At 69.1% G+C, this 26378-nt stretch carries 27 protein-coding genes; 11 read left to right on the forward strand and 16 right to left on the reverse strand.

Annotated elements, in window-relative coordinates:
• Positions 1-83: 83 nt before the first annotated feature.
• The 4 genes from tatB to sigE all read right to left on the reverse strand — a co-directional run bounded on the left by tatB (position 84) and on the right by sigE (position 3191).
• Positions 84-458, reverse strand: coding sequence for a Sec-independent protein translocase protein TatB (tatB, locus tag IEZ09_RS30250; RefSeq protein WP_189257207.1), 375 nt, complete (start codon positions 456-458; stop codon positions 84-86).
• Positions 459-475: 17 nt separating this feature from the next.
• On the reverse strand, positions 476-1996 hold the full coding sequence (locus IEZ09_RS30255) for a S1C family serine protease (RefSeq protein WP_189257208.1): 1521 nt from the start codon (positions 1994-1996) through the stop codon (positions 476-478).
• 65 nt (positions 1997-2061) lie between these two features.
• Entirely contained in the window at positions 2062-2592 is a 531-nt protein-coding gene (locus IEZ09_RS30260; RefSeq protein WP_229813089.1) for a zf-HC2 domain-containing protein, read from the reverse strand.
• A complete protein-coding gene (sigE, locus tag IEZ09_RS30265) occupies positions 2589-3191 on the reverse strand; it encodes an RNA polymerase sigma factor SigE (protein WP_189257209.1) in 603 nt (200 codons plus the stop codon). The genes IEZ09_RS30260 and sigE overlap by 4 nt, the downstream gene beginning before the upstream one ends.
• Before the next feature lie 198 nt (positions 3192-3389).
• Between sigE and IEZ09_RS30270 the strand changes: the two genes are divergently transcribed.
• Positions 3390-4022 carry an O-methyltransferase gene (locus IEZ09_RS30270; protein WP_189257210.1) on the forward strand — a complete coding sequence of 211 codons (633 nt, stop codon included), beginning with the start codon at positions 3390-3392 and terminating at the stop codon, positions 4020-4022.
• A gap of 116 nt (positions 4023-4138) precedes the next feature.
• Positions 4139-6388, forward strand: coding sequence for an SdrD B-like domain-containing protein (locus IEZ09_RS30275; RefSeq protein ID WP_189257211.1), 2250 nt, complete (start codon positions 4139-4141; stop codon positions 6386-6388).
• Here the strand turns inward: IEZ09_RS30275 and glgC are convergent.
• Positions 6385-7599, reverse strand: coding sequence for a glucose-1-phosphate adenylyltransferase (glgC, locus tag IEZ09_RS30280; RefSeq protein WP_189257212.1), 1215 nt, complete (start codon positions 7597-7599; stop codon positions 6385-6387). The two genes, IEZ09_RS30275 and glgC, sit on opposite strands and share 4 nt — an antisense overlap.
• An 88-nt stretch (positions 7600-7687) precedes the next feature.
• Here glgC and glgA point away from each other — a divergent pair, with 88 nt between their 5' ends.
• Positions 7688-8839, forward strand: coding sequence for a glycogen synthase (gene glgA / locus IEZ09_RS30285; protein ID WP_189257213.1), 1152 nt, complete (start codon positions 7688-7690; stop codon positions 8837-8839).
• A 1328-nt stretch (positions 8840-10167) separates the two neighbouring features.
• On the opposite strand, the gene IEZ09_RS30290 is transcribed toward glgA, so the two are convergent.
• On the reverse strand, positions 10168-11412 hold the full coding sequence (locus IEZ09_RS30290; RefSeq protein WP_229813091.1) for an MFS transporter: 1245 nt from the start codon (positions 11410-11412) through the stop codon (positions 10168-10170).
• A gap of 52 nt (positions 11413-11464) precedes the next feature.
• Here IEZ09_RS30290 and IEZ09_RS30295 point away from each other — a divergent pair, with 52 nt between their 5' ends.
• On the forward strand, positions 11465-12358 hold the full coding sequence (locus IEZ09_RS30295; RefSeq protein WP_229813092.1) for a LysR family transcriptional regulator: 894 nt from the start codon (positions 11465-11467) through the stop codon (positions 12356-12358).
• Here IEZ09_RS30295 and IEZ09_RS30300 read toward each other — a convergent pair.
• From IEZ09_RS30300 to IEZ09_RS30310, 3 genes are all read right to left on the reverse strand, one after another.
• On the reverse strand, positions 12340-13938 hold the full coding sequence (locus IEZ09_RS30300) for an amidohydrolase family protein (RefSeq protein WP_189257215.1): 1599 nt from the start codon (positions 13936-13938) through the stop codon (positions 12340-12342). The genes IEZ09_RS30295 and IEZ09_RS30300 overlap by 19 nt on opposite strands.
• Before the next feature lie 79 nt (positions 13939-14017).
• Entirely contained in the window at positions 14018-15427 is a 1410-nt protein-coding gene (locus tag IEZ09_RS30305; RefSeq protein WP_229813093.1) for a leucyl aminopeptidase family protein, read from the reverse strand.
• A gap of 200 nt (positions 15428-15627) precedes the next feature.
• The gene (locus IEZ09_RS30310; protein ID WP_065914675.1) at positions 15628-15795 is read right to left on the reverse strand and encodes a DUF3117 domain-containing protein; all 168 of its coding nucleotides are present in this window, start codon (positions 15793-15795) and stop codon (positions 15628-15630) included.
• Between the two features lie 209 nt (positions 15796-16004).
• Between IEZ09_RS30310 and IEZ09_RS30315 the strand changes: the two genes are divergently transcribed.
• From IEZ09_RS30315 to IEZ09_RS30325, 3 genes are read left to right on the forward strand one after another with little or no spacing between them, the layout of a single operon-like run.
• Positions 16005-16802 (forward strand): PaaX family transcriptional regulator, encoded by a 798-nt coding sequence (locus tag IEZ09_RS30315; RefSeq protein ID WP_189257217.1) that lies wholly within the window; start codon positions 16005-16007, stop codon positions 16800-16802.
• Between the two features lie 10 nt (positions 16803-16812).
• A complete protein-coding gene (locus IEZ09_RS30320) occupies positions 16813-17598 on the forward strand; it encodes an enoyl-CoA hydratase-related protein (protein WP_189257218.1) in 786 nt (261 codons plus the stop codon).
• Positions 17598-18353 carry a phosphotransferase gene (locus tag IEZ09_RS30325; protein ID WP_189257219.1) on the forward strand — a complete coding sequence of 252 codons (756 nt, stop codon included), beginning with the start codon at positions 17598-17600 and terminating at the stop codon, positions 18351-18353. Before IEZ09_RS30320 ends, IEZ09_RS30325 begins: the two co-directional genes overlap by 1 nt.
• Here the strand turns inward: IEZ09_RS30325 and IEZ09_RS30330 are convergent.
• The 5 genes from IEZ09_RS30330 to IEZ09_RS30350 are packed head-to-tail and all read right to left on the reverse strand — an operon-like array spanning position 18343 to position 20560.
• Positions 18343-18882 (reverse strand): DNA-3-methyladenine glycosylase I, encoded by a 540-nt coding sequence (locus IEZ09_RS30330; protein WP_189257289.1) that lies wholly within the window; start codon positions 18880-18882, stop codon positions 18343-18345. The genes IEZ09_RS30325 and IEZ09_RS30330 overlap by 11 nt on opposite strands.
• A complete protein-coding gene (locus IEZ09_RS30335) occupies positions 18882-19280 on the reverse strand; it encodes an SRPBCC family protein (RefSeq protein WP_189257220.1) in 399 nt (132 codons plus the stop codon). The genes IEZ09_RS30330 and IEZ09_RS30335 overlap by 1 nt, the downstream gene beginning before the upstream one ends.
• Positions 19267-19563: a DivIVA domain-containing protein gene (locus IEZ09_RS30340; RefSeq protein WP_189257221.1), complete on the reverse strand. Its 297-nt coding sequence runs from the start codon at positions 19561-19563 to the stop codon at positions 19267-19269. Before IEZ09_RS30340 ends, IEZ09_RS30335 begins: the two co-directional genes overlap by 14 nt.
• Positions 19560-20237, reverse strand: coding sequence for a permease prefix domain 1-containing protein (locus tag IEZ09_RS30345; protein ID WP_189257222.1), 678 nt, complete (start codon positions 20235-20237; stop codon positions 19560-19562). The genes IEZ09_RS30340 and IEZ09_RS30345 overlap by 4 nt, the downstream gene beginning before the upstream one ends.
• Complete coding sequence (locus tag IEZ09_RS30350) at positions 20222-20560, reverse strand: PadR family transcriptional regulator (RefSeq protein ID WP_189257223.1); 339 nt, start codon at positions 20558-20560, stop codon at positions 20222-20224. Before IEZ09_RS30350 ends, IEZ09_RS30345 begins: the two co-directional genes overlap by 16 nt.
• Positions 20561-20771: 211 nt before the next feature.
• Between IEZ09_RS30350 and IEZ09_RS30355 the strand changes: the two genes are divergently transcribed.
• From IEZ09_RS30355 to IEZ09_RS30370, 4 genes are read left to right on the forward strand one after another with little or no spacing between them, the layout of a single operon-like run.
• The gene (locus tag IEZ09_RS30355; RefSeq protein WP_189257224.1) at positions 20772-21932 is read left to right on the forward strand and encodes a cytochrome ubiquinol oxidase subunit I; all 1161 of its coding nucleotides are present in this window, start codon (positions 20772-20774) and stop codon (positions 21930-21932) included.
• Positions 21932-22555 carry a cytochrome d ubiquinol oxidase subunit II gene (locus tag IEZ09_RS30360; protein WP_189257225.1) on the forward strand — a complete coding sequence of 208 codons (624 nt, stop codon included), beginning with the start codon at positions 21932-21934 and terminating at the stop codon, positions 22553-22555. Before IEZ09_RS30355 ends, IEZ09_RS30360 begins: the two co-directional genes overlap by 1 nt.
• Complete coding sequence (locus IEZ09_RS30365; protein ID WP_189257226.1) at positions 22525-23874, forward strand: ABC transporter ATP-binding protein/permease; 1350 nt, start codon at positions 22525-22527, stop codon at positions 23872-23874. The genes IEZ09_RS30360 and IEZ09_RS30365 overlap by 31 nt, the downstream gene beginning before the upstream one ends.
• A complete protein-coding gene (locus IEZ09_RS30370) occupies positions 23871-25163 on the forward strand; it encodes an amino acid ABC transporter ATP-binding/permease protein (protein ID WP_189257227.1) in 1293 nt (430 codons plus the stop codon). Before IEZ09_RS30365 ends, IEZ09_RS30370 begins: the two co-directional genes overlap by 4 nt.
• On the opposite strand, the gene IEZ09_RS30375 is transcribed toward IEZ09_RS30370, so the two are convergent.
• Positions 25095-26006, reverse strand: coding sequence for a glucosyl-3-phosphoglycerate synthase (locus tag IEZ09_RS30375; protein ID WP_189257228.1), 912 nt, complete (start codon positions 26004-26006; stop codon positions 25095-25097). The genes IEZ09_RS30370 and IEZ09_RS30375 overlap by 69 nt on opposite strands.
• Entirely contained in the window at positions 26006-26344 is a 339-nt protein-coding gene (locus IEZ09_RS30380) for a hypothetical protein (protein WP_189257229.1), read from the reverse strand. The genes IEZ09_RS30375 and IEZ09_RS30380 overlap by 1 nt, the downstream gene beginning before the upstream one ends.
• Positions 26345-26378: the final 34 nt, after the last annotated feature.

Below are 26378 nucleotides of genomic sequence, written 5' to 3' on the forward strand. Positions count from 1 at the left end.
AACACTCACACCCACACCCAAGATCGCTAACAATCCATCGGTGGATCCGGGCTCAGGTGCACAAAAGCGCCGTTCATCGTTTGTCAGGTTGCGTCTGGGTCGTACGGTGGGCGTTCGCCTGGGGCCAGCGGGCGCTGCTCGGGCGCCGGAGGCGTGGGCGGCGTCGGGTAGCCGTTCGCCTTGGTGGGTTCCGGGTCGTCGAAGAGGTGCTTGGCGACCGCGCGCTTCGGGTCGAAGTTGCGCAGCTCGCGCAGGTCCTCGAGGGGCTTGCGGAGCTGCTCGAACTCCGGGCCCATCTCCTGCTTGAGCTGTTCGCGCGCGCCGGTCGCGTACTCGCGGACCTGGCGCACCGTCTTGCCGAGCCAGGCCGCGGCGGACGGCAGGCGTTCGGGCCCCAGGATGAAGAGACCCGCTACGACGATGATGAGGATCTCCACCCATCCGATGCTGTCGAACACGGGTCCCAGCCTACTTGTCAGTCAGACTTCAATGTCACGTCGAGTTTGAGCTCACGGCCCTGCCGGGCCAGCACGACCTGGACCGTTTGGCCGATCTCGTGCTCGCGAACGGCGACGATCAGCTCGGCGGCGTTGCGGACCATCCGGTTGCCCACCTTGGTGATCACGTCGCCCTCCTGGATGCCAGCGGCGGCCGCGGCACCTCCCGCGGGAACGTTCTGCACCTGAGCGCCCTCGGAGGTCTCCGCGGACACCGACTTGACGTTGACGTTCATGTCCGCGTGCTTGACCTGGCCGCTGCGGATCAGCTCCTGGCTGATCTTGCGCGCCTGGTTGCCGGAGATCGCGAAGCCCAGGCCGACGGAGCCGCCGGTCTCGGTGCGGATCGAGGAGTTGATGCCGACGAGGGCACCGCGCGAGTCGACCAGCGCACCGCCCGAGTTGCCGGGGTTGATGGCCGCGTCGGTCTGGATCGCGTCGTAGGTGACCTGCGGGCCGCCGTTCTCGCCCGCCGCCGTCACCGGGCGGTGCAGCGCGGAGACGATGCCCTCGGTGACGGTGTTGGACAGCTGCAGCGGCGAGCCGATGGCGATCACGCTGTCGCCGACCTGGAGCTCGTCGGAGTTGCCGAACTGCAGCACGGTCGGGTTCGTGACCTCGACCTTGATCACGGCGAGGTCGGTCTTGGGGTCGCGGCCGACGACGCGGGCCTGCGCGCGCGTGCCGTCGGTGAAGACGGCGCTGAGCTTGGCGGAGGAGTCCTGGGCCGCGGGGGCGACGACGTGGTCGTTGGTCAGGATGTAGCCGCCGGCCTCGATGACGACACCGGAGCCGACGCCCGCCACGTTGGCGCCCTTGAACTCGATGGACACGACGCTCGGCGTCACGCGCTTGGCGATGTCCGAGATCGACCCGGCAGGGCGTTCCTTGCCCTGCTCGACCTCCGCCAGCGTCACCGTCGAGTCGGTCAGCGGGTTGCCCGCGCGGCCGATCAGCCAGCCGACGAGGCCGCCGGCGGCACCGACGAGCAGCGCGACGGCCGTCAGCAGCGCGAGAGCGGTCGGCTTCACGCGCCGACCGAAGATCAGTTCGGGGATGCTCAGCTGCGGGCCGGGGTCCTGCTTCTTCTCGGCTTCACCCGGCGGGTCCTCGCCCACGGCGGGCGGACCGATCACGGCACCGGAAGCGGGGTCGCGCCACGGGTCGCCCGCAGGCTTGTCGCCCCAGAACACGGGGTCGATGTCCGGATCCGGTTCGCCCACGGGCTGCGGCGGGCGCTGCAGGAGTTCGGTGGAGCCCTGGCGGCCGAACGCGGTCACGAGGGACTCGGGAGGCGGCGGGGCCGGCTGGACCTGCGGAAGGGGCACGTCCCGCGTGGCGAACGCGCCGGAAACACCGTCCGGGCGGCCGAAGGCGGCGGCGTACGCGGGGTCGACCGGCGGCTGCACCAGGGGCCGTGGCCGGAGCCTGCGATGCGCTCCGTCGTCCACTCCGGAAACGGGTGTGGGCGTCTGGCCGTTGGGCGACTGCTGGCTCATCTCTCCCCGAATTTTCCGCTAGGAGTGCTGAGTTACAGCGTGCCTCACGAACGGTGAAATGACTGTCAGGGGGTTGTCGCGAAGACCGCGCGGGCGTTCTGCGGCACCGACGGCGCGGCGGGAGCGTCGCTCTCCGGCGAGGTGAAGGCGAGCGCGCCGAGCAGCATGCCGCTCACGACGACACCGGCACCCTGGCGAGCTCTGCGGCCGCTGAACCACCCGTTGCTGCCCAGCGGCCGGGACGACCCCAGCACGGGGCCGGAGCCGAACGCGGGCTTGTCCGTCCGCTGCACGGCGACGAACTGACCGTCCTCGGTGATCGCGAGCCCGTCCGGCGCGGACGGCAGCTCGACCTCCTGCGGGATGGCACCGAGCCTGTCGAGCAGCGACGCCGACGCCGTGGGCGCCGCCGCGGTGCGCACGGCCGCGCGCGCCTGCTGCTGGGTGTAGGTCTCGAAGGCGCAGAAACCGCAGCGCTGGATGTGCGCAGCGGCTCGCTCGTGTGCGACCGAGGACAGCTCTCCGTCCACGAACGCGACCACGGCATCCGGCAACAGGTGCTGCTCAGGCAGGCCCCAACCACGGAGGTCGGTCATGCAGAGTCCTCCAGCAACGATTCCTGACGACGGCGTTCGAGCGCGACCTTCAGGGCCTGGCGGCCCCGATGGATCCTGCTCCTCACGGTACCCATCTTCACCCCGAGCGTGGCACCGATCTCCTCGTAGGAGAGTCCTTCCACGTCACACAGGACCACCGCGGCGCGGAACTCCGGCGGGAGCTCGTCCAGCGCGGCCTGCAGGTCGGGGTCGAGGTGGTTCTCGTCGTAGATCTCTTCAGGGGACAGGTCGTCACCCTCGAGGCGGTCGTTGTCCTCCGGCAGCGCCTCCATGCGCACGCGGCTGCGGCGGCGAGCCATGTCGAGGAAGAGGTTGGTGGTGATGCGGTGCAGCCACCCCTCGAAGGTGCCCGGCTTGTAGGACGCGAGCGACCGGAAGACGCGGATGAACGTCTCCTGCGTCAGGTCCTCGGCGTCGTGCTGGTTGCCGGTCAGGCGGTATGCGAGCCGGTAGACGCGGTCCGCGTGCTCGCGAACGATGGAGTCCCACGAGGGCGGCGTCCAGTCGGCCGTCTCGATGGGCGCGACGGCCTCCGGCGAACTCGACTGCGTGCGCATCAGGTGTTTCGGCACCTCCATGTGGGCCGCCCGGCGACCCTTGTGCGGCTCAACGTGCGGCGGGTCCGGCTTGTTCCCGACCAGAGCCTGGCTTCTTGCTGCCCTACCATCTCCTGCTCCCTTAAAACGATCGTGAGAGCTGCCTGAGAGCACCCTGAGAATCTCGGTTCGGGCCGTGTTCACCCGTTTTGGGCACGCGTGGCACTAACCTCCTATCCCGTGACCTCGGAATCGGCCCTGCGGGAGTACGTCGAGCAGTACCTCCCCGAGGACGACGTGCACCTGGCAGCACGAGCACGCGGCCAGGAACTGGGCTGCGTGCCCATCGGCGCCGGCGGAGGCGCCGCCCTGCGGTTCCTCGCGACCGCACTCCAGGCCAAGGCGGTCGTCGAGATCGGGACAGGGGCGGGCACCAGCGGCCTCTACCTGCTCGCCGGCATGCCCGCCTCCGGCATCCTGACCTCGATCGACGTGGCCCCGGAACACCAGCGGGCCGCCCGCGAGGCCTACGCCGCCGCGGGCATCTCGCCCTCGCGCACCCGCCTGATCATGGGCAAGGCGCTGGACGTGCTGCCCCGCCTCACCGACGCGGCCTACGACCTCGTGTTCGTCGACGCCTACAAGCCCGAGTACCCGCAGTACCTCGAACACGGCGTCCGCATGCTGAGGCCGGGCGGCGTCATCGCGTTCGACAACGTGCTGTGGCACGGCGCCGTCGTCGACCCCTCCAAGCGGGACGAGTCGACCCAGGCGATGCGGGACATCGCTCGCCTGGTGAAGGAGGACGACCGGCTCGTTCCGGTGATCCTGCCGCTGGGCGATGGACTGCTGGTCGCCGCCCGCAAACCCTGAGTGGGTCGATAAGAATCACGGTTGGACCACCTGAGTGATGCGGTAACAACGCATCACGGCTATTCGACGTTCCCTCCGCAGGGTCGGGGATCGTCTATTCCCCGAAAGGGGCTCAGGTGAAACCAACAAGAGTTCTCGCCGCGCTGACGGCGGCCTTCCTACCGATCATCGGAATCACCACTCCGACGGCACACGCGACCGGGTGCTGGTACGACGCCGCCGACATGCCCACCACGACCGATCCGAGTTGCCGCAGGACGTTCGTGCTGGACCCGGGCTACGACCAGCTGCTGTCGCACGAGGACATCATTCGGCATCGCGACTACTACGAGGCGCGAGGATTCCACCCGAACTTCCTCTGGTACGCGCGAATGGAAAATCTGACGATCAGCGACGGCAACGTGAGATGGTCGGGCTGCAATAACAACAACCTGGCCGTGGACGTGCCTTGTGCACCCGGCCAGCTGCATTACAACTTCGTTCTGAACGCGTTCAGGGCGCGCCCCGTCCACCTTCCCGCACTCAGCTTCGGGGACAGCTTCATCGGCCGGGCCTGCGGCAACTTCTCCGAGAACACGTCGGCGAAGCCGGTGCCGGTGATCAGCGGCTTCAAGTACCACGACGTCAACCGCAACGGTGTCCGCGACGCGGGCGAGCCCGGTCTCGCGGGATGGACGATGACGCTGCACCGCGACCGCTCCGACGCAGGTCAGAACACGGGCCCGGTTGCCACGACCACCACCGACGCGAACGGCCACTACGAGTTCCGCCTCGACGGCCACCTGCCGGGCGACTACGCCGTCACGGAGGAGAACCGCGCCGACTGGACGCGCACCTCCGCTCCCGAACGGCACGGCGTGCACGTGCCGATCGGAGCCGCGAACACCGACTTCGCCGGTCATGACTTCGGCAACGTCGAGACCAAGGCCGACGCGGTGAAGGTCGCCTTCGAGGTCGTCGACCCACCCGTCGACATGTCCGCGGACACCGAGCACGTCCTGCGGGTCCGCGCGCTGCTGGAGAACCGCGGCCCCGCGCCGATCATCGACGTCCAGGACGCGATCTCCGCCTCCGGCCCGCCGGACTGCTCCTTCCGCACCCCGCCGCCCGCGACGCGGCAGCTCGTGCTCGGCAGGCCGGTCGAGGTGATCTTCGAGGTCGGCGTCACCTGCCTCAACCCGAGCGACCATCCGCTGACGTTCCAGAACGCGCTGACCATCACCACACCAGGCGTGACAGACCCGGACCCCACCAGCAACCACCGGACGACGGACGTCAGCATCGCCGTGATCGACGAGTCGGACGTCGGCATCGACAGCACCCGGCTCGACTGCGTCAGCCGCACCTACGTCACCGACCAGTTCGAGTGCACGGTCACCGCCACCGCGTCCAACCGCGGCGACTACGGTCCGGCGAACACCAACGTGCTGCTCGGCCTGACCGGCCCGGCCGACTGCACGCTGACCGCGAACGGCTCGACGAGCCACCCGGTGGCGATCGGCGCGAACCCGGTGACCGTTTCGTCGAAGTGGAACGTGGCCTGCGCGAACCGCAGCTACCACGACTTCACGGCGTCGTCGAAGGCCGTGCTCGACCACCTGCACGTGATCGACCCCAACAGCAGCAACAACGAGGGTTCGGCGACCGACCGGGTCGAGGTGTTCGAACGGGTGGACCTCTCGGTCTCCGACATCCGCCTGACCTGCACCGAACGCCAGTACCGCACCCAGGACTTCACCTGCACCACGACGACGACCGTGGCGAACGCCGGACCGGCCGACGCCGTGCACACGCTGACCACCGTGACCTTCGCTGCCCCCACCGACTGCACGGTCACGCCGAACACCGGCCAGCAGCAGGCGCACGTCCTCAACGCCGGCACGACCGCGACGTTCACCAAGGACTGGGCGATCACCTGCACCGAGAACCGCAGGCACGTGCTGTCGACGACGGCGGTGATCGCGGCCGACGAACCGCACCCCGAGGACACGAACCGCGCCAATGACGTCCGTTCGATCGACTGGGTGCCGACGGACGTGAAGCCGCGCAGCTTCCCCAGTTCGATCAACCTGAAGAAAGAGGGCCTGATCCCGGTCGCGATCCTGTCCACCGCGGAGTTCGACGCGGTCGCGCAGGTCGACCGGACGAGCCTCACGTTCGGCGCCACCGGCCTCGAACAGAGCTTTGTCCGGTGTGGATCACCGGGTGAGGACGTGAACGACGACGGGCTGGCCGACCTGGTCTGCCAGTTCGACACGACCAAGACCGGACTGACGTGCGGCATGACGACGGCGACCCTGATGGGCCGCACGGTCGACGGACGCCGGTTCGAGAGTCAGGACGACATCAAGCTGACGGGCTGCTAGTACGCCCGGACGCCCTTGCCGAGGACCGTGACGCCGCCCGCGGAAACGGTGTAGCGCTCACGGTCCATCGGCGCGTCCACGCCGATCAACGCCCCGTCCGGCACGACGACGTTCTTGTCGAGGATCGCCCGCCGCACCACGGCGCCCTTCCCGATCCGCACACCGGGCAACAGAACCGATCCCTGCACGACAGATCCGACCTCGACGGTCACGTCCGAGGAGATCACCGAACCGTGGATCTTCCCGGAAATGATCGATCCGGGCCCGACCATCGAGTCCTCAGCGGACCCACCCGCGATGAACTTGGCGGGCGGCAACGGAGGCGTGGCCGTCCGGATGGGCCACAACTGGTTGTACAGGTTGAAAATCGGATGGACCGAAACCAGATCCATGTGCGCGTCGTAGTAGGCGTCGATGGTTCCGACGTCACGCCAGTAGCCGCGATCCCGGTCCGTGGCGCCGGGCACCTCGTTGTCCTGGAAGTCGTACACGTGCGCCTTACCCCTGTCGACCAGCATGGGGATGATGTCGCCACCCATGTCGTGGTCGGAGTCCGGGTTCAACGCGTCCCCGCGCAGCGCGTCCAGCAGCGCCTCGGTCGTGAAGACGTAGTTGCCCATTGAAGCGAAAGTGACATCCGGGTCGTCCGGCACGTGCGGCGGCTCGGACGGCTTCTCCAGGAAGCGCGTGATCTTTCCGGACGCGTCGGAGTCGATGCAGCCGAACGCCTTCGCCTCGGTGCGCGGCACGCGGATGCCGGCGACGGTCACGGCCGCGCCGGACTCGATGTGCTGCGAGATCATCTGCGACGGGTCCATCCGGTACACGTGGTCGGCACCGAAGATCACCACGTGGTCCGGCTTCTCGTCGTGGACGAGGTTCAGCGACTGGAAGATCGCGTCGGCGGATCCCGTGTACCAGCGGGGCCCCAGGCGTTGCTGGGCCGGGACCGGTGTCACGTACTGACCGAGCACATTGGACAGGCGCCACGTCGTCGAGATGTGGCGGTCCAGCGAGTGCGACTTGTACTGCGTCAGCACGCAGAGCTTCGCGAGCCCCGCGTTGACCAGGTTCGACAGCACGAAGTCGACCAGCCGGTAGTTGCCCCCGAAGGGCACAGCCGGTTTCGCGCGGTCGGCCGTCAGTGGCCACAGGCGCTTGCCTTCACCACCGGCAAGCACAATTCCGAGAACGTGCGGCTGCCCCTTCACGGTATGTGACCCTATCTGTGCGATCGCGCTTCAACCAGACGCAAACTGGTTCGTCCCAACACCTACCGCCGTGATCTACGGTGGGTGCGTGCGAGTTGCGCTCATGACGCGGGAGTACCCGCCGGAGGTCTACGGCGGCGCTGGTGTGCACGTGGGATTCCTCGTGCCCCATCTCCGCGAACTCGTCGACGTCGACGTGCACTGCTTCGGTGCACCGCGCGGAGACGCCACTGCCCACAATCCCCCGCACAGCCTGGAGCAGGCGAACGCGGCGCTGACGACGCTCGCGGTCGACCTGGAGATGGCTCAGGCGGTGTCCACGGCGAACCTCGTGCACTCGCACACCTGGTACGCCAACATGGGCGGTCACCTGGCCAAACTCCTGCACGGGATCCCGCACGTGGTGACGGCGCACTCGCTGGAGCCGCGCCGGCCGTGGAAGGCGGAGCAGCTCGGTGGCGGGTACCGGATCTCGTCGTGGGCCGAGCGGACCGCGTACGAGCACGCGGACGCGATCATCGCCGTGAGCGACGGCATGCGCGCGGACGTGCTCGACGCCTATCCCGCGCTGGATCCGGCGAAGGTGCACGTGGTGCGCAACGGGATTGATTCCGCCGCCTACCACCCGGTGAGCGAGACGGACGCGCTCACCTCCCGCGGCATCGATCCCGAGAAACCGGTCGTGGCGTTCGTCGGACGGATCACCCGGCAGAAAGGTGTCGGGCACCTGGTCGCCGCCGCGCACCACATCGACCCGGCTGCCCAGATCGTGCTGTGCGCCGGCGCGCCGGACACGCCCGAGATCGCCGAGGAGACCAAGCGGGCCGTGACCGAGCTCGCGGCGACCCGCGAGGGCGTCTTCTGGATCCAGAAGATGCTGCAGCCCGCCGAGGTGCGGCAGATCCTCAGCCACGCGACGGTCTTCGTGTGCCCGTCGGTCTACGAGCCGCTCGGCATCGTGAACCTGGAGGCGATGGCGTGCGGCACGGCTGTCGTCGCGAGTGACGTCGGCGGCATCCCGGAGGTCGTCGCGCACGGCGAGACGGGGCTGCTGGTCCACTACGACGAGCACGATTTGTCGACATATCGACTTCAACTTGCCGAATCGATCAACGAGCTCATCGCCGATCCCGAACGCGCCCAGCGCTTCGGAGCGGCCGGTCGCAAGCGTGCTGAGCAGGAGTTCTCCTGGTCCGCAATGGCTGAGCAGACGGTCGAGGTCTACCGCAGTGTGATTTGAGACACACACGACCGGGGCAACCCTGAAGTGTGAACGCCGCCTTTAACCAGTAGTGACGTAGTCGTTTCTACCGGTGAGGGGCGCGAGACTGTGCGGCGTGCGGTTCTGGGTCTGACGGTCCTCCTCGCGGTGACTGGATGTGCCACAGCAGCCAAGACACAACCCGCCTCCATCCAGCCCACCGTCGACGGTCTGAAGATCGCGGATGCCTCCGACCTGCAGGCGCAGGCCGAGGCCCAGCTCGCGTACACGCTGGAGTACGGCTACGTGGCGCGGGCGGGCGCGGCGGCGGTCACCTGCTGGTTCGCGAAGACCGGTGTCGAGTCCGAGGTGGACAAACGTCTCTGGTGCGGGCCGGTCCAGGTCCCGGGAAGCGGTGCCAGCACCGACTGGGTGCCCGTGCCGTTGAAGGAAGTCACCAAGACGGGTGACCAGGTCCGCTACGAGGTGCAGTCACCCCAGGTGCCGGAGAAGGGCACCCGCAGCACGCCGCTGGGGACGCTCGTGCGCACCGACGGCAAGGAGTTCGACCCGAAGAAGCAGCAGGACCTCACCGCCGGCCGCGACTTCCTCGCCGTGCTGCCCGACGACGGCAAGCGCTCCAACGCCGATCTCGGTCTCGGCAACCTCGACTTCCGGCTGCGCGACGACCTGCTCTCCACGGTCGTCACCGGCTGGGCGAACCCGGACATCTGGTTCACCGCAGAGGGCACCCTGCGCGCAGAGCCCGGCACGCGGCTGCGCGTCGTCAGGATGAAGGTCGAGAAGCTCTGGGAGACCGACAGCGGTTTCCACCGCACCAACTGGCAGGGTTTCGCCCCGCAGCCGTCCGAGCTCGCGCTGGAGGTGCCCGGCAAGCGCCAGCTGCTGCCCGCCGACCGCCTCCCGGCCAACGGCTCGGTGTTCGTCGTCTACACGGTTCCCGACCCGCAGGACGGCGCGGAGACGCTCGCCCTCGGCTCGCTCGGCGCCAAGTCGCTCGAACAGCGCGTCGAGATCCCGTCCGGCAAGCGCACCGACAACGCGCCGCACGTGCTGCAGCGCGCCGCCGGGCCCGCCCAGTTCCAGGAGGCGACCCAGAAGATCCGCTTCTCCGACCGCGAGCTCGGCATGAAGGTCACCGGGATCCGGCTCGGCCGCCAGCGCCCGGTGAAGCTCGGCCAGAGCCAGTACGACGTGGCCACGATCTCCGCACCGGACAAGGCGTTGCTGGAGGTGCGGGTCGAAGCCACCGGCAACCTGCCCGACACCGCGGGCGGCAACCTGACCAAGGACCTGATCACCGTCAAGCTGCCGGACGGCTCCACCGCGCCCCAGGTCGGTGCCCGCTACGACGGCGGCCCGCTGCCGTTCGCGATCGTGGTCGAGATCCCCGCCGACACCCGCTCGGTCTCGGTCGGCATGGAGCCGGGCGAACCGGAGCTGCCGCGCCTGGGCAAGACCGCGATCTCCCCCGTCGACTCGCGCATCACCCTCGCCCTGGAGTTCTGAACCAGCATCGCGGCCAGCGCCAGCCAGCCGATGATCACGAGCACCAGACCGCCCCAGCCCCACTCGCCGTAGGCGGTGCTGCCGGACGTGCCGCCGATGCTGCTGCCCACGTAGAACCCGCACAGGTACAGCCCGGACGCGTGGCCGCGGGCGTGGGACGGGGCCCGCGCGCCGACCCAGCTGCTCGCGATGGCGTGCGAGGCGAAGAAGCCCGCCGTGACGACGGCCAGGCCGAGCGGCACCCACAGCAGGCTCGCGAGCGTGCCGACCGCCACCACCCCGATGGCCATGAGCAGCACGCGCCCGCGGCCGAGCCGGTCGGCCAGCCTGCCGGCGAACGCCGCCGACGTGCTGCCGAACGCGTAGAAGACGAAGACCAGCGACTCGAGCCACGACGGACCGGTGAGCTGGAAGCCCGCCACGTTGTAGAACGAGACGAACGCGCCGACCATCAGCACGGAGACCGCGTACAGCGAGAGCAGCACCGGGTCCCGCACCGCCGCCTTCATGCCCCGAGGCGCCCGCTTCGGCGCCGCCTGGGCGCGGGGCAGGAAGAAGACGACGACCAGCGCGGCCGCCAGCCCGGCGACACCGCTGAGCAGGATCGACCCTCGCCAGCCCAGCCAGTCCGCGGTCGTGCCGGAGAGCAGCCTGCCGATCATGCCGCCCACGCTGTTGCCTGCGATCATGGCGCCCATCGCGGCGCCGAGCCTGCCCTTGTCGAGCTCGTCCGCGAGGTAGGCCATCGACGCTGCGGGCACCCCGGCCGCGGCGACGCCCTGCAGCACCCGCAGCACCAGGAAGACGTCGTAGTCCGGCGCGAACGGCAGCACCACGCCCAGCAGGCCCGCCAGCAGCACGCTGGTCACGATCACCGGCCGGCGTCCCACCCGTTCGGACAGCATCGCCACGGGCACGACCACCACGGCCAGCGCCAGCGTGGCCGCGGACATCGCGAGCGACGCGCCGCCCGGCCCCAGGCCGTAGTCGGCGGCGATCTGGGGCAGCACCGGCTGCGGCGCGTACAGCAACGCGAAACACGCGAGTCCCGATGCGGCGATGGACGTGGTCAACCTGGTCACGCATTCGACGCTAAGCCATACGTCCAATACGGAAATGAGCCAGAATCAATTCATGGATGAATTGGAGCTGGCCCCGAAGCTGGCGGTGCTGAAAGCGCTTGCCGCCGACGAGCACGTGACCCGTGTCGCGGACCGCGTCGGTCTGCCCCAGCCGACGGTCAGCCGCTGGCTCGCCGAACTGGGCGAGCAGCTCGGCTCGCCGATCGTCGTGAAAACCGGCAGGAGGGTCCGGCTCACCCGTGCCGGCCGGCTGCTCGCCGACGCGGCGGCACGGTCGCTGGCCGCGCTCGAACCGGGCCTGCGCGAGGTCGAGGAGGAGCTCGACCCGGAGAAGGGCCGGGTGGTGCTGGGCTTCCTGCACATGCTCGGCCGGTCGGTGGTGCCGGAGCTGGTCCGCGGGTTCCGCGCGGACCACCCGCACGTCCGGTTCGGACTGATCCAGAACGCCCGCTACACCGTCGTCGAGAAGCTGCGGCAGGGCGAGATCGACCTCGCTCTGGTCGCGCCTCCGCCCGACGGTCCCGAGTTCTCCTCCGCCGTCCTCTTCGAACAGGAGCTGATCGTCGTCGTGCCGGTCTCCCACCGGCTGGCGACGAGGAAATCCGTGCGGCTCAAGGACTTGGCGGACGAGGAGCTGATCCTCCTGGAGCACGGCTACGGCCTGCGGCAGATCACCGACGACATGTTCGCGGCCGCCGGAATTTCGCCGAAGATCGCGTTCGAGAGCCAGGAGATCGAGACGGTGCGCGGCCTGGTGGCGGCTGGTCTCGGCGTCGCACTGCTGACGCACGCCGAGACCACACCGCCTGCCGGGCTCCGCGAACTACCGCTGGCACCGCGGGCGAGCCGCGTGTTCGGGCTCGCCTGGTTGACCGGCCACCCGTTGCCGCCCGCGGTCCGCGCGTTCCGCGAGCACGCGCTGGGAATTCACGGCGTCCAGCGCTGAGTTCCCGACCACGTCCGCAGGTACGACTCGGCTCCGCTCAGCATGTCCTGCACGAGCTGGTCACCGCCGAGCTGACGGACCTTCTCGACCCAGTCCGGCAGCAGCCCGATGTGCGCGCCGCCGTCGACGTTGATGTCCCAGACGCGCTCGCCGGTGCGCTGCCGGTCGACCAGCGGGCCGCCGGGGTAGCTGCGGAACGGGTAGGTCACGCCGGTCTGCGGCGCCGGGTGCGAGCCCACGCCGTTGTAGTCAGAGCCGAACCCGATGCCCACGCCGTACTTGCGCCGCAACGGTTCCGCGGCGGCGGCCTGCGCGACGTACCCGCCGGGGTCGTTCTCGTACCCGGCCACGAACCCGCCGAGCTGGTAGACCTGCTCGGTCCACTGCGCGTCCATCCAGCTGTGGCTGGAGATGATGCCGGGGTAGCGCTTCTGCGCGGCCAGCTCCAGCGTGCGGCCGGCGGCCTTCACGCTCATGTGGTCGATCTCGATCATCATGTGCCGCTTCATCATGGCCTGCACCGCGTACTCGCCGAGCGACGTCAGACCGCGCACGTTGCACCGCTTCGCCGGGTCGTAGGCGGGCGCGACGACGGAGGCCGGGATCAGCGCGTTCGGTCCCACCGTGCCGATCGGGTTGTCCTGCTGCGGCCCCTTGCACTGCTCGGTCTGCCACCACTGGCCGGTGCGCAGGAACTGACCCGCGTTGATCACGCCGCCCTGCGTGCCCGAGTCGAACCGGACGCCGCACAGCGCGTTGTCGAACTTGTGGCACAGGAACGCGCTGCGCACCCCGAGCGCGTACATCTCGTCGAGACCGCGGTCGATGTCGCCCTTGCCGCACAACGGGATGTCGAGGAACGTCCGGCAGCCGAAGAGCTCAGAGGTCTCGATGCCGAGCACCACCGCGAGCTTGCCCTGCTCGACGACCTGACGCGCCTGCTCGGCCGACGTGACGATGCGGAACCAGCCCTTGCCGGGCCCGCCGAACATCTTGTCGATGAACGCCTGCAGCTCGTAGGTGCGCTGGGCCTGCAGCCGGACGGAGGTCATCTCGTCGCACGGCCGGTCCTTGAACGGGTGGATGATGCACAGCTCGGCGTTGCTCGTGAGGTCGGTGACCAGCACGCGCTGGCCGCCGCGCCAGGCCCGTTCCAGCCAGGCGTAGTAGTTCTGCTGGTGCGAGACCGTCGTGTAGGACGGCCAGTTCCGGAAGGTCGGCCAGCCCACCGGGTCGTGGCCGTCGAAGTCGCCGGTGACGATCGCCTCGAAGATCGCGCCCAGGCCTGCCGGGTGGTGCTCGGGGCAGTCCTTCAGCGCGTCCGCCACGCCCAGCTCCGAGAACGGCTTGCCGCAGATCAGCCTGCCGCCGAAGCCCTCGTTGGTCATGAGGTGGTTGTGCGCGTCGACGAACCCGCGCACCTTCCCGGCGCCGTCCGTGCCTTTGAACGGCTCACCCGTGACGTTGATCTCGGAGTCCGGCGCGGGCCTCGCCACCGGCTCCCACCACGGGGTGCTCGCGACGGCGGGGGTCAGCGCCGACAGGACCAACGAGGCGGCGAGAGCCAGGCGAAGTAACACGAGCGCTCCTCTACGACGGTGTGAAGGCGCTCACATCATGCCGTGGAACGTCGCCGTCTCGTATGGCCGATCGTAGGTACTAACGCGAATATTTCTCAGCCAGCTCGATCAACGTCCGCGCGCCGAAGCCCGTGGCGCCCGCGACGACCTCGTCGTAGACCTTCTCCGACCGCGCCGGGCCCGCGATGTCGAGGTGCGCCCACGGCACCTGACCAGCGAACTTCTGCAGGAACAGCGCCGCGGTGATGCCACCGGGGCCGGGCGGGCACTGCTTGTAGTCGGCGATCTCGCTGGCGACGGCGTCGACGTGCTCCTCCAGCAGCGGCATCCGCCACCACTTCTCGCCTGCCCGCTCACCCGCGTCGATCACGTTCGCCGCGATCTCCTCGGAGGCGGAGAACACCGCGCCCGTGCGCAGGCCGAGCGACACCTTCATCGCGCCGGTCAGCGTCGCCACGTCGACGATCAGGTCCGGTTCGAGGTTCTTCACCGCGTACGCCATCGCGTCGGCCAGGACCATGCGGCCTTCGGCGTCGGTGTTCTGCACCTCGGTGGTCGCGCCGCCGTAGTGCCGCACGACGTCGCCCGGCCGGTACGACGAGCCGCTCACGTGGTTCTCGGCGCACGGCACGAGCCCGGTGACCCTGATCGGCAGCTGCCGGCGCGCCACGGCCATCAGCGCGGCGATCACCGCGCCGCCGCCGGCCATGTCGGTGCGCATCAGGTGCATGCCGTCGGCGGGCTTCACCGAGATGCCGCCGGTGTCGAACGTGATGCCCTTGCCGACGAACACCAGGTGCGGGCCGGTGGTGCCGTACGTCAGCTCCAGCAGCCGCGGCGGGCGCGTCGAACCGCCACCGACCGCGAGCACGCCGCCGAAGCCCTGCTGCCGCAGCCACTTCTCGTCCCGCACGGTGGCGGTCAGCCCGTCGACCTTCTCCGCGAGCTTGGCGGCGGTGGAGGTGAGCCAGCGCGGGTCCTTGACGTTGGACGGCGTGTTGGCGAGGTCACGGGCGAGCGAGGTGGCGGTGGCCAGCGCGTGGGCCTTCAGCGCGGCCGAGGTCAGGACCTCCTCGAAACCGGTGTCGCCGGTGACGAGCCGCAGCGAGCCGACGCGCTTGGGAGCGTCCTCGCCGGTGACCTTGAAGCGGTAGCCGCCGAGCGCCGCGCCCAGCACGAACGCGCGCACCTTGTCGGCGTCGAAGTCCGGGGTCAGCAGCACGTCGGCGCTCTTGGGCGCGTCCTCGCCGCTCAGCGCCCGAGCCAGTGCGGCACCGGCCGTGCGGTAGTCGCTGAGGGTGCCCGTGCCGACACCGAGCGTCCACGTCTGGTCGTGGCGAACCGTCTCACCGGCCTTGCCGGTGAGCTCCGACACGTCGATGCCGTCGCCGCCCGGCCCCAGCACCGGTCCCGTGGCCGCGAGCACGACCGCGGGAACGTTGCGGCGCGAGGTGGTGGCCACCTCGACGTCCACGAGCTTGGTTGGCACTGACGGAACCGTCGACCCCACGACTGACCCTCTCCCCAAGGAAATTCTCGACCGCCAAGTTTCCCCCAGGCGCTCCGACCGCCGGCTGTCGCCCCGTGTTTCGACGGTCAGACGGGCACTTCACAGCTTGTGTCGGAACGAAGCGATGCCCCGGCCTCCACTGTGGAAACCGGGGCTTGCGTTGCTTCTCGCCGGGTGCCTCAGCCGGCGGCGGCCTTCAGCGCGTCGCCCAAGGCGCTGGCCTCGTCCGCCGACATCTCGACGACAAGGCGCCCACCACCCTCGAGCGGCACGCGCATGACGATGCCGCGTCCCTCCTTGGTGACCTCGAGGGGACCGTCGCCGGTCCGGGGCTTCATGGCCGCCATCGCGTGCTCCCTCCGTCAACATCTTCCCCGTCCGGCCAGGCCGGATCTGCTCCATTCTCCCCTATCGCGACTCTCGCGCGAAACCGAACCGATCTTTTGCCGAGTTCGGGTGACATTTGTTGATCTTGCTTTCACCCTGATCAGTACCCGTTTTCACGACAACGCAACACTTTCGGCACCGATGGTCGTGTCGTGACAGACTGGGCCGGGTGCGAGCCCGTTCCGCGCTCTTCGACGTCTACGGCGGCCACCTGCGTGAACGAGGTGGTGCCGCGACCATCGCCGCCCTCGTCCGGCTCCTCGAACCCCTCGGATTCGCCGCGCCGGCCGTCCGCACGGCCGTGTCCCGGACCGTCCGGCAGGGCTGGTTGCATCCCGTGCGGCTGCCGGACGGACCCGGCTACGCGATGACACCTCGCGGGGAACGAAGGCTCGACGAGGCCGCCGCCCGCATCTACCGCACCCGGCCGTCCACGTGGGACGGTCGCTGGCACGTCGTGGTGCTGGAGGAGATGCCCGGCCGCGACTCGCGGGATCACCTGGCGTCGGAACTGCAGCTGCTCGGCTACGGCGCGCTCGGCCCTGTGACGTGGATCGCGCCCCGTCCGTCGCCGGAGCTGGCCGACGTGCTCGCCGCCGAGGGAGTTCTCGCACGAACTTTTCACGGTTCACACGACGGTGCGGACGTCGAGCTGGCGTCCAAGGCGTGGGACCTGCCGGAACTGGGGCGCGACTACGCCGCGTTCGTCGCGCACTGGCAGGCGCAGGTGTCCGTTGTGGACGAAACCGACGACGCGGCGGCGTTCGCGGCCTCGCAGCGGCTGCTGCACGCCTGGCGGAAGTTCCTGTTCCGCGATCCCGGTCTTCCTGCTGAACTGTTGCCACCGGACTGGCCGGGGCACGCGGCAGCGTCGTTCTTCGACGAACAGACACTGCGGCTGGCACCGGGCACGAGTCGGTTCGTCGACGAGTGCCTGCGGCCGGTCCGCAACGTTTCCACTGCTTGATGGAGGTCCAGTGTCCGAGCTCCTCGTCGACGACGCCGATGGTGTGCGCACGTTCACGTTCAACCGCCCCGAGTCGTTCAACGCCTTCACCACCTCGCTGAAGGAGTCGTTCCTCGACGCGCTGCGGGAGACGTCGGCCGACGCCTCGGTGCGCGCGGTGGTGATCACGGGTGCGGGCAGGGCGTTCTGCGCGGGTCAGGACCTCAAGGAGCACATCGGGTTGCTGCAGGCCGGCGATCCCGCACCGCTCAACACCGTGGAGAAGCACTACAACCCGATCGTGCGCGAGCTGATCGGCATGCCGAAGCCGGTGATCGCCGCGGTCAACGGCAGCGCGGCCGGCGCGGGCGCGTCGTTCGCCTACGCGGCCGACCTGCGCATCGCGGGCGCGTCGGCGAAGTTCCTGATGGCATTCGCGAACGTCGGCCTGACCGCGGACTCCGGCGCCTCCTACACCCTGCCGCGGCTGATCGGCCACGGCCGCGCGATGGAGATGATGATGCTCGCGCAGCCGGTCGGCGCCGAGGAGGCGTTGCGGATCGGCATGGTCAACCAGGTCGTGCCGGACGAGGAGCTGCTGCCGACGGCGCACGCTCTCGCCGCGAAGCTCGCCCAGGGTCCGACCACGGCCTACGCGAAGATCAAGGAAGCGCTGGCCGTGGCGGCGGACGGGACCCTCGAGGACGCTCTGGAGGCCGAGCGCCGGACCCAGGCCGACTGCGGTGCGACCGAGGATCACCGCGAGGCCGTGGACGCGTTCGTGAACAAGCGGGCGCCGAAGTTCATCGGGCGCTGATGGAGGAACGCCTCGACGGCGGCAACGCCGGGGGTGCGGTGCGGGCCGGCGACACCGTCCGCAAGCCCGCCCGCCCCTGGACACCTGCCGTGCACGCCCTGCTCGACCACTTGAGGGACAAGGGATTCGACGGCGCACCGCGCGCCCTGGGGATCGACGAGCGCGGCCGGGAGATCCTGACTTTCCTCGACGGTGAGAGCGTCGGCAGCCACAAACCGTGGCCGCGCTGGGTGCACGCCGACGAGACCCTGGACCAGGTCGCCCGGTGGCTGCGCGACTACCACCGGGCCGTGGCCGACTTCGTACCCGCGCACGACGCCGTCTGGCGAGGCGGTGGCACGTGGGAGCCGGGGTTCGAGATCGGGCACAACGACGCGGCGCCCTACAACGCGGCCTGGCGCGACGGGTGGCTCGCCGGCTTCTTCGACTGGGATTTCGCGGGTCCGGTCCCCGCCGGATGGGATCTCGCGTTCACCGCGTTCAGCTGGGTACCGCTGCACGCGCGGCACGTCGTCGCCGCCGAGGGGTTCACCGACTTCGCGGGGCGCCCGCGCAGGCTGGCCCGTTTCCTGACGGCCTACGGCTGGTCCGGACGGACGGAGGACTTCCTGGACGTCGTGCGCGCGAGGATCGCGGCACACGTGGAGGGCATCCGCAGCCGGGCGGACGACCCGCTGTTCGGTGAGATGGTGCGCAACGGTGTCGTGGACGCTTTGGAACGCGCTGCCGACGAGCTGGACGAGTTCAGGCCGTAGCGCGGAAGCACGTGGCGATGTGGTCGTCCACCATCCCGGTGGCCTGCATCAGCGCGTAACACGTGGTCGGGCCGAGGAATTTGAAGCCACGACGCTTGAGCTCCTTGGCCATCGCCTTGGACTCGTCCGTGATCGCAGGAACGTCCGAGAGCGTCGCCGGGCGCACGTGGTCGGCGGGGGCGAACGACCACAGCAGAGCGTCCAGATCGAGGTCCTGTTCGACGATCACGCGCGCGTTGTGGATCGCCGCGTCGATCTTCATCCGGTTGCGGACGATGCCCGCGTCCGCCATCAGCCGTTCCACGTCGCCGGGTCCGAACCCGGCCACCACCGCGGGGTCGAAGCCGCCGAACGCCGCGCGGAACGCGGGCCGTTTGCGCAGGATCGTGATCCACGACAGCCCGGATTGGAACGCCTCCAAGGACATCCGCTCGTAGAGCTCGTTGGTGCCGTGCAGCTCCACTCCCCACTCGGTGTCGTGGTACTCGACGTAGTCGGGAGTCGAGTCGCCCCACGGGCAGCGCGAGATCACCGGTACTCCTCGGCGAAACGGGCGAAGCGCTGCAGCGATCGGTGCAGCATCAGCACGAACAGCGGCCTCACCAACGGGAAGAAGAACGGCACGTCGAGGCGTTCGGTCCACACGAAACGACTGCCGCGCACGGCGAACACGCCCGTCCCCCGCACGACACGGCCCAGGTGTTCCACCTCGACGGCGTGCGGCGGGTCCCAGCGCGTGATCCGCATGCGGTCGGACACGCCGAACGTGCGGGCGTCGATCTCGCTGCCGACCGACTTCCCGTCACCGGCGACGACCGTGACGTGCGTGCCGAACACCCACTCCGACTGGCGTTCCCAGTCGGTCATGGCGCGGAAGATCGTGTCCGGCGGTGCCGCCACCTCGACCGCGAGCTCAAGCTCGGTCACTGCTCTCCAGCTCCTCGACGCGGGCGCGCAGCGTCCCGACCTCGGCCGCGAGGCGCTGCAGCACCCAGTCGACCTCGCTCATCTTGTAGCCGCGGAACACCTGCTGGAACTTCAGCTCGCGGACGTCCTCCGCGGTGATGTCCTCCGACGGCAGCCGCGTCGGCGACGCGCCGGGCGGCAGCGGCGCGAGCTCCTCGCCGCGCCCGAACACCAACGCCGCGAGCAGGAACACCACTGCCGCGACGGCCACCATCACGATCAGGTAGAGAAGGGCGTTGGTCACGCGACGATCGTGGCACAGCTCAGGCAGCGGCGAGCGAGCAGACCGAGCCGAATGATCACGGTCCAGGTGATCAGGCTCGCGATGGTCATCGGCAACGACTGCATCAGCCTGCTGACGTCCACGTGCGCGGTCGCGGCGATGATCGCGACGTTGCCCAGCAGCACCACGCCGACCGCCAGGATCGCGACCGAGGCAGCGAGCTTGGCCAGCAGTTTCGTGTCGTATTTGCGGGCCAGGATCCGGCCAAGCACGAGAGCCACCAGCGCGATGCCGGACGCGACACCGCTGGCCAGGTCGTTGGCCTTGGCGATGAACAGGTACCAGGACGGCGGCATCGCACCGAAGTCCTGCCACGGACCGATGAGCAACATCCGGCCGTACTCCCACGCCATGTGCATCAACGGCAGCACGATCGCGAGCCAGATGAGCGTCCGCGTGCCGTATGCGACGGCCAGCTCGGCCTGGTACTCGTTCGCGATCTCGCGCACCGGGCCGAACTCCTCGACGGCGCGCCGGCGGGCTTCGTCCTCGGACAGCCCGCGGTGCAGGTGCGCCTCGGTGGCGTCCTCCAGGCTGTCGCGGGTCTCCGTGAGCAGGTCGCGAACCTGCTTCTTCGAGCCCTGCAGCCGCGCCCCCAGGTCGGTGACGTACCTGTCGATCACGTCTGTGCCCATTTGCCGCCCCCTCCCAGCACCCCGTCGATGACCGTGGTGAACTCGCGCCACGCGCTGCGCTCGGCGTGCAGCGCCTTCTGGCCGGCCTGCGTGAGCCGGTAGGTGCGGCGCTTGCGGCCGCCGACCGTGCTCCAGTCGCTGATGACGTGGCCTGCCCGCTCCAACCGGCGCAGCGCCGGGTAGACAGTGCCTGTCGGCAGGTCCAGCGCGCCCCCGCTGACCTGCTGCAACGCCTCGATGATCGCGTAACCGTGCAGCTGCCTCCCGTCGAGCGTCGCCAGCAGCAACGCGTCGAGGTGGCCGCGTAGGGCGTCCGGTTTCATGAGTAGTGACTCTACTGATGAACGGGCCGCGGCAACCCCGGAGATGTCCCTGATTTCGGACGTTCGGGGTGGTGTGCGACGGCACGGATCTGTTGCGCTGGAACCGGATCCGGCGAACCTTCAGCTTCCCTTCAGGGTCGGCCCTGAGATCTCCCTGAGATCCCGGCCCGGTCGTTCATAAGTAGCGGGCCTACATATAGCGTCTCTACCTATGAGCGCAGTAGACCTCGCCCGGCTCCAGTTTGCGTTGACGACGTCGTTCCACTTCCTGTTCGTGCTGCTCACACTTGGTCTGGTCACCCTGCTCGTGATCATGCAGACCAGGTTCACGATCACCGGCGCGCCCGTGCACGAGCGGATGACGCGGTTCTGGGGCCGGATCTACGTGATCAACTACGCGCTGGGCATCGTCACGGGCATCGTGATGGAGTTCCAGTTCGGGCTGAACTGGTCGGGCCTCGCGATCTACGCCGGCGACGTGTTCGGGGCGCCGCTCGCGCTGGAGACGCTGATCGCGTTCTTCCTGGAGTCCACGTTCCTCGGCCTGTGGATCTTCGGCTGGGGCAAGCTCAATCGCTGGGTGCACCTGGCGTTGCTGTACCTGACCGCACTCACGGCCTACGCGTCGGCGTTCTGGATCATGGCGGCGAACGGGTTCCTGCAGCACCCCGTCGGCTACCGGGTGGAAGGAAACGTCCTCAGGCTGGACGACTTCTCCGCGCTCCTGACCAACCCCACGTTCAACTCCGCCCTGATGCACGTGATCTTCGCGTCCATCACGGTCGGCGGGGTGTTCCTGACCGGGGTTTCGGCCTACCACTTCATCAAGCGCACGCCCGAGGTCGACTTCTTCCGGCGGTCGCTGCGGATGGGCGTGATCACCACGGCGCTGGCCACGCCGTCGCTGATCGGCGCGGGGTTCGCACAGTTCCCGATCATCGCGAAGTTCCAGCCTGGCAAGTCGGAGGCGACGCCGTGGATCGGCGCGCCGCTCGGGTTCATGATCCTGATCGGGATGACGCTCACGATGGTCAGCTGGCTGACGCTGCCGTTGCTGATCAAGGACGCCGTGATCAGGATGCGCTTCCCGTTGTACCTCATGGTGATCGGCATTCCGCTGCCGTTCCTGGCGGCCATCTTCGGGTGGATGTTCCGCGAGGTCGGGCGCCAGCCGTGGCTCATCTACGGACTGTTGCGCACCGAGGACGCCGTGTCCCATGTGGACGCCTCACAGATCCTGTTGTCGCTCATCGTTTTCACGTCCCTGTTCGTTCTGCTGGCCTGCGTCGACTGGGCGTTGATCGCACGTGCGGTCCGCCGCGGTCCCGACGTCACGCCCGCCCCCGTTTCGCCGCTGGTGGTGACTCTCTGATGGAAATGCTCTGGCTGGTCGTGCTCGGGACGCTCGTCGTCGGGTACTTCGCGCTGGCGGGTTTCGACTACGGCACCGGGTTGCTGCTGCCGTTCCGCGGCCGCGACGAGACGCTGCGCCGGATGACGCCGTTCTTCCTGGGCAACGAGGTGTGGCTGGTCGCCGCGATCGGCGTGTTGTTCGCGGCGTTCCCGCGGCTCGAAGGGGAGCTGCTGTCCGGTGCCCACAGCACGTTCACGCTGGTGCTGGCCGGGCTGGTGCTGTTCATGGCCGCCGTGCAGCTGCGGCTGTGGTCGTGGCTGGTGTTCACCGGTGCGCTGATGGTTTCCGTCGGCTGGGGCCTGTTTCTCGCGCACCTGCTGCACGCGCCGGTGGTCGTGGCGCTGGTGATGCCTGCGCTGTTCGCCTTGCACGGCTGGGTGTTCCAGACCCGGCGGTGGACGCTGTTCCCGGTGACCGCGTTGCTCTGCGCGCTGCCGATCCCGCTCGCGTTCAGCTCGATCGACGTCGCCGGGCTGATGGCGCACACCGACACGCTCGGCCTGCTCGCGTGGGTCGCGATCCCGATCATCCCGCTGGTGGTGGTGCTGCAGTGGTCGATCGTCGCCATCTCCTCCCGCTGATCCCGATCCCGTTCCTCGTGCTGGCCCAGGCCGAACTTCTGGCGTCGGTGCTGAGCGGCGGTTCCGGATTTCTGCTGCTGTGCCTGGTCGTCGGCCTGCGCGTGCTGGTCTGGTGGGTGCATCGAGCCATGGCCCACCGCGCCGCCGAACGCACCCGAGCACGTCTTCGCGAGGCCTTCCTGCGCTCCCCTGGAACCAAAGCGGGCGAGGTCGCAACACTGGTCACGCGCGGGGTGCACGACGTGACGCCGTACGTGGTCGGCTACCTGCCCCAGCAGGTTCTCGCGGTGGCCGTCCCGCTGGCGGTTGTCACGAGGCTCGCGTTCGCCGACCTGACGGCCGCGCTGACCATCCTGCTGACGTTGCCGTTGATCCCGATCTTCGGCGCGTTGGTCGGCGCGCACACCCGTGAGCGAACGGCTCGCCAGTGGGCTGCGCTGGCCACGCTCGGCGGGCATTTCCTCGACGTGGTCAAGGGCATCGGCACACTCCGCGCGTTCGGCAGGGCCGAGGCGCAGTCGGCGACGGTCCGGAAGCTGGCCGCACAGCACATGACCGAGACGATGTCGGCGCTCAGGGTCGCATTCCTGTCGGCGTTCGTGCTGGAGCTGGTGGCCACGATGTCGGTGGCGGTGGTCGCGGTGCCGGTCGGGCTCAGGCTGCTCGACGGCGGCGTGCCGCTGCACACCGCGTTGCTGGTGCTCTTCCTGGCCCCGGAAGCGTTTCTGCCACTGCGGGCCGCCGGAGCGCAGTTCCACGCGAGCGCGCAGGGCCGTGAGGTGCTGGCCAAGGTGCCCACCGCGACCGACCACGGCGGCGTGACCCCGCCGGATCTCGCCGCCGCCGAGATCGTGTTCGACAACGTGAGCGTCCGCAGCCTCAGGAACTTCTCGCTGCGGATCAGGCCGGGCGAACGGATCGCGCTGGTCGGGCCGAGCGGCGCGGGCAAGAGCACGATCCTGGGGCTGCTGCTGGGATTCGTGCGGCCGGACGAGGGCCGTGTGCTGGTCGGCGGCGTCGACCTGCGGGAGATCGACCGCACGGCCTGGCTGCAAGCGCTGTCGTGGGTGCCACAACGACCGACGCTCGTGCCGGCGAACCTGTCGTCCGGTGAGCAGCAGCGAGTCGCGCTGGCAAAGGCGCTGGACCGGCAGCACGCCGGGTTGTTCCTGCTGGACGAACCGACCGCGCACCTGGACGCCGAGACGGAGTCCCTGGTGCTGCAAGCGACTCGGGAGTTCACCAGAGGCCGCACGGCCGTGATCGTGGCGCACCGGCCGACGTTGCTGAAGGAGGTCAACAGGGTGGTGACGGTATGAAGCTCGCGATCTTCGTCGGCGTGCTCGCCGAACTGGCCGGTGTCGGCCTCACCGCGACGGCGACCTGGCTGATCATGCGCGCCGCCGAGCACCCGCCGATGCAGGCGCTGACCGTGGCGATCGTCGCGGTCCGCACGCTCGCGCTGGCCAAGGGCGCCCTGCGCTACCTCGAACGCCTGACCAGCCACAAGGCCGTGCTCAGCGAGGCCGTCGAACTCCGCGGGCGGGTCTACGACGACCTCGCGCACCGCAGGCACATCCCGTCCGGCACCGCGCTCACGCGCATCGTCACGAACGTCGACCAGCACCTCGACAGCCGGCTCCGCACCACCCTGCCGTGGGTCACCGCGGCACTGGTGAGCGCGGTGATGGCGGTCTTCTCGCTCCCCCTCGCGATCGGCCTGCTGATCAACGTCGTACTGCTCCCGTGGCTCGCCATCCGCAAGCCGCAAGACCTCACTCCGTTGCGCGCCAAGCTCACCGAACAAACCACGGAACTGGTGCACAGCAAAGAAGAACTGATCGCCTACGGCCTGTTCGACGAGAAACTTCGCGCAGCGACCAGGACCGCGAAAGAGCTGTCCCGCGAGGAACGCACCCGCGACCTGACCCCGCTGGCGATCGCCGTCCAGTTCGGTGCGGCACTGCTGATGCTCGCCCAGCACGAACCCGCCTGGCTGATCATGGCGGCCATCGCGACGTTCGAGATCACCGTCCCGCTGGCCGCGCTGACCAGGCCGGCGCCGGAACCGACCGACGAACCCGAGCCGTCCCACAACCCGGACTTCCCCGTGCCGCACGGCAAAACCGCGATCGTCGGCCCGAGCGGCAGCGGCAAGACCACGCTGCTCAACGCCATCGCCCACCAGCTCGAACCGAGCAAGGGCGCGCTGGCCGACGCGCACGTCTTCCACACGACGGTCCGCACCAACGTCCTGCTGGCCAAACCCGATGCCACGCAAGCAGAGCTGGACCGGGCTGCCGCGATCACCGAGCTGGACCTCGACTGGGACCAGGTCGTCGGCGAACGCGGCGAGGAGATCTCCGGCGGCCAGCGCCAACGCCTGATCCTCACCAGGTCGGTGCTGGCGAACCCCGAGGTCCTGCTCATGGACGAGCCGACGGAAGGCCTCGACCCCGAGCAGGCCGACCGGGTGCTGAAGAACGTCCTGGACAACTGCCGGGGCACCGCACTCGTCGTGACGCACCGCGAAGAGCAGCTAGCGCTCTTCGACCACGTGCACCATCGGGGGCCGATCCGCCACGAGCACGTCGGTCGAGTCGGGTAGCCACTCCCCACCGACCTGCACGAACTGCGTGAGGGGCCCGGAATCGGCAGCAACCCCGCACCGGGCCAGCGCGGTCCCCATGATCTGCGAGGACATCACGCCGAGCTGCAGCAACGACCGGTTGCGGTGCTTGCGCACGCCCAGGTTCACCTGGGCCAGTGCCGAAAGCCCGTGCAGCCGGTGCACGTCCAGCAGCAACCCGATCTCCACGCCGTACCCGGCCGCGAACGGCACGGACTCCAAAAAGGACCGGGTGGCCGCGTACTCACCGCCGAGCGGTTGCACCACACCGGAGAGCTCGGGCCGCAACGTGTTCAGCAACGGTCGCGCCACCAGTTCGGTGACCCGTCCGCCACCGCTGCTCTCCAACCGCAACGGCCGCCGGTAGAAGCCCTTCACCAGGTGCACGTCGGCGTCCAGCAGCAACGGCCCGAGCAATGCCGTCACGAACGCGGTCTCCGGATCCACCAGATCGGAGTCCAGGAAGACGATCAGATCGCCGGAGGTCGCGGCGAGCGAGCGCCACAGCACCTCGCCCTTGCCGGGCAACGGTTCGAGCCACGGCACGACGTCCTCGCGCCGCACCACCCGTGCGCCGGCGGCGGCAGCGACTTCCGCGGTCCGGTCGGTGGACCCGGAGTCCATCACCACCAGCTCGTCGACCAGCGTCCCGAGCAACGGCCGGACCACGCCGACGACGTCGCCGACGGTCTCCTCCTCGTTCAACGCGGGCAGCACGACCGAGACGGTCCGGCCGCGCTTCAACGCCACCAGGTCGTCGGCCGTCCACGTCGGCTGCTGCCAGGTGTGCGTGGCGAACCAGGTTTCGACGGCGGGCAGCATCAGGCGAGCGCCCGCACCGCTCGGGCAGGCGGACGGGTTCCCGTCACGCTCGCAACCATCTCCACGACCTTCCTCGCCTGCCGCACGTCGGATGCACGAACGGCGCGTGCTCCGGACGTCGCAGCCACTGTGGCAGCCGCCAGGGTGAAATCCTCATCCCCTGCCGGGATCGTCACCACATCCAACGTTTCGGTGAGCGACGACAATTCCAGTTCGCCGTCGAATTCCACGACATCGGCTCCGTCATCAATGGCCTGCTTCAGCGCATCGGCGCTGGTCAGATGCGCAACGACCAGCACCCGGTCTTTCGGCAGCTCAGTGATGCGGAATCGGTTCACGCCACTCAGCGTAAACAGTGAGCTGGCTCACAGC

Source organism: Lentzea flava (genome assembly GCF_014648475.1).
Taxonomy (GTDB): Bacteria; Actinomycetota; Actinomycetes; order Mycobacteriales; family Pseudonocardiaceae; genus Lentzea; species Lentzea flava.